Below are 6,915 nucleotides of genomic sequence, written 5' to 3' on the forward strand. Positions count from 1 at the left end.
CCCCTCACCCCGGGGCCTCACACCCCGGGGCCCGGCCCCGCGGGGGGCCGGGGGGGCGGCCCCCCGCCCCCCCCCGCCGCGCCGGGGGCCGGGCGGGGGGGGGGGGGGGGGGCCCCGACCCCCCCCCCCCCGTCCCCCCCTTGCGCGCCTGCATCACCCCCACCTTCGCCCCTCCCTCACCCCCTCTCTCACCCTCACTCCCATCCATTGCCGCGCCGAACTCCAAAGCTGTTCCGGCTCGTTGGCCCACTCCCTTCCTCCCGCCTCGTTTCCGGGGTTCGCGCACGACAAGGAGGCTGCCCATGTCCGCGTCCCGTTCCCGTCCCCCGCGCGTCGGCGTCTGGCTGATCGGGGCCCGCGGTTCCGTGGCCACCACCGTGGTCGCGGGATGCGCCGCCGTCACGGCCGGCCTGCACCCGCCGACGGGTCTGGTCACCGAGACGCCCGCCTTCGCCGACAGCGGCTTGCCCCCCTTGTCGTCCCTCGTCTTCGGCGGACACGACACGATCGACTGCCCGCTGCCCAAGCGCGCCGAGCAACTCGCCGCCGGAGGAGTGCTCCCGGCAGGCCTCGCCACGGCGGTCGAAGCCGAACTCGTGGCCGCCGAGCGGGAGATCAGGCACGGCGGCCCCGTTCCGGGAGACACTCGCAGCGCCGAGCGGCTGATCAGCGACTTCGCCGCCGACATACGCGACTTCGTACGCCGGTGCGATCTCGCGCGGGCGGTGGTGGTGAACGTGGCCTCGACCGAACCGGCGGCGACCGGCTCGGCGCTGCCGCCGAGCTCCCTCTACGCGGCCGCCGCCCTGCGCGCCGGCTGCCCGTACGTCAACTTCACCCCGTCCACGGGCTTGCACCACCCGGCGCTGGTGTCCGTGGCGGAGTCGAGCGGGCTGCCGCACGCCGGCCGTGACGGCAAGACCGGGCAGACGCTGCTGCGTTCCGTCCTGGGGCCGATGTTCGCCCAGCGGGCGCTGGCCGTCCGGGCCTGGTCCGGCACCAATCTCCTGGGCGGCGGTGACGGGGCCGCGCTGGCCGACCCGGCCGCCGCCGAGGCGAAGAACGCGGGCAAGGAACGCGTCCTCGCCGACACCCTCGGCACCACCCCCGAGGGCCGGGTCCATATCGACGACGTCCCGGTCCTGGGGGACTGGAAGACGGCCTGGGACCACGTCGCCTTCGACGGCTTCCTGGGCACCCGCATGATCCTCCAGACCATCTGGCAGGGCTGCGACTCAGCTCTCGCGGCGCCCCTCGTCCTCGACCTTGCCCGCCTCGCCGCCCGGGCCCACGAAGCCGGCCTGTCCGGCCCGCTCACCGAACTCGCCTTCTTCTTCAAGGACCCCGTGGGCGACGCCCCGTCGGCCCTGGCGGAGCAGCACGCGCAACTGGAGCGGTTCGCTCGTCGGCTGAAGGGCGGTCGGGACGCGGGCGACGAGAGAAGCAAGAGGGACGAGAGGGGCCGGTGCGGCGAGAGTGACACGAGAGGCGAGGGCGGCGAACGAGAAGTGCCCGGGGCGTGGCCCGATCCCGCGACGGGTTCGGGCGAGGAGACGGGATGAGCGAGGGCGGAGCGGTGCGTGCAACGGAAGGGCGGGCGGCTGCGGTGCCTGGTGTGTCGCCTGTGCCGACGGCCGCGGTGGACGGTGCCTCGGAGGGGAACCGTGCTCGCGTGTTGCGGGCCTGGGCCGAACTGCTGCGACTGCCCGCCCTGTTCACCGTGCCCGGCGACGCGCTGGCGGGCGCCGCCGCGCTCACCGCACGCCCCGACCGCCGGACCCTGTTCGCCGTCGGCTCCTCCCTCTGCCTGTACGAGGCAGGCATGGTCCTCAACGACTGGGCGGACCGCGCGGACGACGCCGCCGAACGCCCCCACCGTCCTCTCCCCTCCGGCCGCGTGCGCCCCGCCGCCGCCTTCACGGCGGCCTGCGCCTTCACCGCCGCCGGTCTCGCCCTGGCCGGTCGGGGAGGCCGCCCGGCCCTTACGGTCGCGGCTCCGCTCGCGGCGACCGTCTGGTCCTACGACCTGTTCCTGAAGCACACGCCCGCGGGGCCGTTCGCCATGGCCGCAGCCCGTGGCCTCGACCTCCTCCTCGGCGCCGCCGCCACCGCAGGACGTGCGCGCCCGGCCCTTCCCTCCGCCGCACTCCTGGCCACGCACACGCTCGCGGTCACGACTCTGTCCCGCCAGGAGACCCGTCAGGGCACGCCGACGGCGGCCCTGGCAGCCCTGGCCACGACAGGGGCACTGTCCTGGCTGGTGCAGCGAAGGCCGTCACCCGGCCTGTCACCGCACCGACGGTCACCTGACGGGCCGTTGCACGGACATCGTGGGCAGCCAGGGCGAGGATCCACGCACCGCTCGCCCGCGCCGCTGACCGCAGCGCTCGCCGTCGCCTACGCCATCACCACGGCCCGCCCCTACCTGCACGCCTCCCTCAACCCGTCACCTGCGCTGACCCAACAAGCCGTCGGCGCCGGCATCCGCGCCACCATCCCCCTCCAGGCCGCCCTCATCGCCCGCTCCGGAGCAACGGCTACCACCACGGCAACCGCAACCACCACGGCAACCGCAACCGCAACCGCCACCGCGCTGCTCACAGCTGCCCTGGCACCGGTCGCCCGGATATTCGCGAAGCGGGTGAGCATCACATGAACCTCGGACACGCGAGCCGCGAGAGCGTGCCCGAGGAGAAGGCCCCGAACGCGATCACCCCGTACCCACGCCCGCCCTCGCCCCCGCTTCGCCTCGGTTACGGCACGAACGGCCTCGCCGATCTCCGCCTCGACGACGCCCTCGCCCTGCTCGCCGACCTCGGCTACGACGGCGTCGGACTGACGCTCGACCACATGCACCTCGACCCGTTCGCCACGGACCTCGCCGCCCGCACCCGACATCTCGCGTACCGACTGGACGCGCTCGGGCTGGACATCACCGTCGAGACCGGCGCCCGCTACGTCCTGGACGCGCGCCGCAAACACGGCCCCTCCCTCCTCGACCCGGAACCGGACGATCGCGCCCGCCGCGTCGACCTGCTGCTCCGCGCCGTCCGGATCGCCGGTGACCTCGGTGCGCACGCCGTCCACTGCTTCAGCGGAACCCTCCCGCCGGGTACGGCAGCCGAGACCGCGTGGCAGCGCCTCGCCGAGACCCTCGTCCCCGTCCTGGACATCGCCGCGTCCGCCGGCGTCCCCCTCGCCATCGAACCCGAACCCGGTCACCTCCTGGCGACCCTCGCCGACTTCCACCGGCTCCGCCGGGCCCTGGACGACCCGGCGTCCCTCGGCCTCACGCTCGACATCGGACACTGTCAGTGCCTCGAGCCGCTCGCGCCCGCCGACTGCGTACGCGCCGCGGCCCCCTGGCTGCGCCACGTCCAGATCGAGGACATGCGCCGTGGTGTCCACGAACACCTTCCCTTCGGGGACGGCGAGATCGACTTCCCGCCCGTCCTCGCCGCTCTGGCCGACAGCGGCTACCGCGGGCTGACGGTGGTCGAACTGCCCCGCCACTCCCACGCCGGCCCCCACTACGCCGAAGCCTCCCTCCCGTTTCTCCGCCGCGCGGCGGCATCCGCTCACGTCACCGTCACCGACCACGCCGAGCCGAAGGCGCCCTCCTCCCCGATCCCGGCCGCCGCCCCGACCGCCGTCCCGATGGCCGCCCCGACCGCCGTCCCGATCTCAGTTCCGCCCGTCGGCCTTGCCGCCGGTCCTTCCGACCGGCAGCGGTCCTCTGCCGTCGCCCCACTCCCGAGCCGCCCGTCCCGGACGGCGAACCTGTCCGTCGCGCCGCCTGGCGAGCCCTCCGTCACCCCGGAAGGGAGCACTCCATGACCCGTCCCCACTCCGCCCCGGCAACCCCGGAAGCGGAGCACGAGGGCCCCACCCCGACCCGCACTGCCCTGGACGCCCTGCGCAGCCACCTCGACACCCATCTCGACGCGACCGCCCGCGTCTGGTTCCGCCGGGCTCTCGAAGACGCCGCCGCCCACCCGGGCGCCCATGGACCGATCTCGGTGTGGGAGTTGCGTCTCGCCGAGGCCGGGCGCCGGTGCGGCAGCCGTTACGCCGACGCCGCCCGCGTGCTCATCCTTCACGCGGCCCGCGCCGACCCGGCGGCCCTGGCCCGCGTGTACTACCAGGGCACCGCCGAAGAGCGTCGCGCGGTCCTGCACGCGCTGCCCCATCTCGTACCCGGGCCCGACGCCCTCCCGCTGGTCGAGGACGCCCTGCGCACCCATGACACCCGGCTTCTCGCGGCCGCCGTCGGCCCCTACGCCGCCCGTCACCTCGGCGCGCACGCCTGGCGCCACGCCGTCCTGAAGTGCCTCTTCGCCGGGGTGCCCGTCGACGAGGTGGCGGGCCTCGAACAGCGTGCCCGCGCCGACGCCGAACTCGCCCGCATGCTCGTCGACCACGTCGCCGAACGCACCACCGCGGGCCGACCCGTACCCCGGGACCTGCGACGCGTCCTGGCGCTGACCGGTCTGACGGCTGTGACCTCGACCGACTCGGACACACCCACCCCAGACCTCCACCGCACGGACCCCCCTGGCCCGGCCGGTCCCCACCGCCCGGCGCACCCCCACGGCAAGGAGTCCTGAGTCCTGATGCGCATCTTCGACCCCCACATCCACATGACCTCGCGCACCACCGACGACTACGAGGCGATGCACGCGGCCGGCGTCCGCGCCGTCGTCGAGCCGTCCTTCTGGCTGGGACAACCCCGCACCTCGACGGCCTCCTTCCTCGACTACTTCGACTCCCTTCTCGGCTGGGAACCCTTCCGGGCCGCGCAGCACGGCATCGCCCATCACTGCGCGCTCGCCCTCAACCCCAAGGAGGCCAACGACCCTCGCTGTGCCGACGTCCTGGCGGAGCTGCCGCGCTATCTCGTCAAGGACCATGTCGTGGCCGTCGGCGAGATCGGCTACGACTCGATGACGCCGGCCGAGGACACCGCTCTCGCCGCCCAGCTCCAACTGGCCGCCGACCACGCCCTGCCGGCCCTGGTGCACACCCCGCACCGCGACAAGCTCGCCGGGCTGCGCCGCACTCTGGACGTCGTCCGTGAATCCGCCCTGCCCGCGGATCGGGTCCTGCTCGACCATCTCAACGAGACCACCGTGAAGGAGGCGAAGGCCGCCGACTGCTGGCTGGGCTTCTCCGTCTACCCCGACACCAAGATGGACGAGACCCGCGTGATCGGGATCCTCCGCCTCTACGGGCCGGAGAAGGTGCTGGTGAACTCCGCCGCCGACTGGGGGAGGAGTGACCCGCTCAAGACCCGAAGGGTCGCCGACCTGATGCTCGCGGAGGGCTTCACCGAGGACGACGTCGATCTCGTCCTGTGGCGCAACCCCATCGCCTTCTACGGCCTCAGCGGCCGCCTCGCCCTCGAGGTGCTCACCCCCGACCCCACGCACGAGGGCAATTCCATCCTGCGCGGCGGGGAGTGACCGATGCGCTTCCGTCACCCCGACGGCACCACCGTTCACCTCGCCTACTGCACCAACGTCCATCCCGCCGAAACCCTCGACGGAGTGCTCACACAACTCCGCGACCACTGCGAACCCGTCCGGCGCCGTCTCGGCCGCGACCGGCTCGGTGTCGGGCTGTGGCTCGCCAGGGATGCCGCCCGGGCCCTCGACACCGACCCGTCGGCCCTGCGGGGCCTGCGCACCGCACTCGACCGGCGTGGCCTCGAGGTCGTCACCCTCAACGGCTTCCCGTACGAGGGTTTCGGCGCCGAAGAGGTCAAGTACCGTGTGTACAGGCCCGATTGGGCCGACGGTGAACGCCTCGAATACACCACCGCACTGGCCCGTGTCCTCGCCGGACTCCTCCCCGACGACGTCACCGAGGGCACCATCTCCACCCTCCCGCTCGGCTGGCGCACCACCTGGAACGACGCACGCGCCGAGACGGCCCACTCCGCCCTGCGCACCCTCGCCGAGCGCCTGGACGCGCTGGAGGAGCTGACCGGCCGCTCCGTCCGTGTCGGTCTGGAACCGGAACCCGGCTGCACGGTCGAGACCACCACCGACGCCCTCGCCCCGCTCGCGGCCGTCGGCCACCCCCGTATCGGTGTCTGTGTCGACACCTGTCATCTCGCCACCTCCTTCGAAGACCCGCACACCGCACTGGACGCGCTCGCCGAAGCCCGCGTCCCCGTCGTCAAATCCCAGCTGTCCGCCGCCCTGCACGCCGAACACCCCCGTCTCCCCGCCGTCCGCGAAGCCCTCGCCGCGTTCGACGAACCCCGCTTCCTGCACCAGACCCGCACCCTCACCGCCACCGGCCTGCACGGCACCGACGATCTCGGCGAGGCCCTCACCGGCGCCGCTCTGCCCGACACCGGACCCTGGCGCGCCCACTTCCACGTCCCGCTGCACGCGGCCCCCGCCCCGCCCCTCACCTCCACGCTCCCCGTGCTCAAAGCCGCGCTGGCCCGTCTGGTCGGCGGCCCGCACCCGTCGACCCGCCACCTCGAGGTCGAGACCTACACCTGGCAGGCCCTCCCACCCGAGCTGCGGCCCCGTGCCAGGGCCCAGCTCGCCGACGGCATCGCTGCCGAACTCGCCCTGGCCCGCGACCTCTTGACCGACCTCGGCCTCAAGGAGCTCCCATGAGCAGCCCGGCCTCCGCCGGCGCCGGGCCCCAGGACCGGCCAGGATCCCCCACCCAGCTCCCTGCCCCCAAGGCGCCTGTACCCCTCCTCGTCCTCGACGTCGTCGGTCTCACCCCTCGCCTGCTCGATCACATGCCCCACCTCAAGGCCCTCGCCCAGGCGGGTTCCCTCGCACCGCTCGGGACCGTGCTGCCGGCCGTCACGTGTGCCGCGCAGTCGACGTTTCTGACGGGCGCGCTTCCGGCGGAGCACGGGATCGTCGGCAACGGCTGGTATTTCCG

General features: G+C 73.8%; 7 protein-coding genes. All 7 read left to right on the plus strand.

The features are described 5' to 3' along the window. Positions 1 to 302: 302 nt before the first annotated feature. On the plus strand, positions 303 to 1,562 hold the full coding sequence (locus tag ACIRPU_RS44260) for an inositol-3-phosphate synthase (protein WP_403878913.1): 1,260 nt from the start codon (positions 303 to 305) through the stop codon (positions 1,560 to 1,562). Beyond that, on the plus strand, positions 1,559 to 2,656 hold the full coding sequence (locus ACIRPU_RS44265) for an SCO3242 family prenyltransferase (RefSeq protein ID WP_403878916.1): 1,098 nt from the start codon (positions 1,559 to 1,561) through the stop codon (positions 2,654 to 2,656). Before ACIRPU_RS44260 ends, ACIRPU_RS44265 begins: the two co-directional genes overlap by 4 nt. Continuing rightward, entirely contained in the window at positions 2,653 to 3,837 is a 1,185-nt protein-coding gene (locus tag ACIRPU_RS44270; RefSeq protein WP_403878919.1) for a TIM barrel protein, read from the plus strand. Before ACIRPU_RS44265 ends, ACIRPU_RS44270 begins: the two co-directional genes overlap by 4 nt. Next, positions 3,834 to 4,607 (plus strand): EboA domain-containing protein, encoded by a 774-nt coding sequence (locus ACIRPU_RS44275; protein WP_403878922.1) that lies wholly within the window; start codon positions 3,834 to 3,836, stop codon positions 4,605 to 4,607. The genes ACIRPU_RS44270 and ACIRPU_RS44275 overlap by 4 nt, the downstream gene beginning before the upstream one ends. A 6-nt stretch (positions 4,608 to 4,613) precedes the next feature. Next, complete coding sequence (locus ACIRPU_RS44280; RefSeq protein ID WP_403878925.1) at positions 4,614 to 5,462, plus strand: TatD family hydrolase; 849 nt, start codon at positions 4,614 to 4,616, stop codon at positions 5,460 to 5,462. A gap of 3 nt (positions 5,463 to 5,465) precedes the next feature. After that, positions 5,466 to 6,635 (plus strand): metabolite traffic protein EboE, encoded by a 1,170-nt coding sequence (gene eboE, locus ACIRPU_RS44285; protein WP_403878928.1) that lies wholly within the window; start codon positions 5,466 to 5,468, stop codon positions 6,633 to 6,635. Then, positions 6,632 to 6,915: alkaline phosphatase family protein (locus ACIRPU_RS44290; protein ID WP_403878931.1), on the plus strand; the 284-nt coding region annotated here is incomplete at its 3' end. The genes eboE and ACIRPU_RS44290, both read left to right, overlap by 4 nt.

Origin of the sequence: Streptomyces sp. NPDC102259, assembly GCF_044766465.1 — a bacterium.
GTDB lineage: Bacteria > Actinomycetota > Actinomycetes > Streptomycetales > Streptomycetaceae > Streptomyces.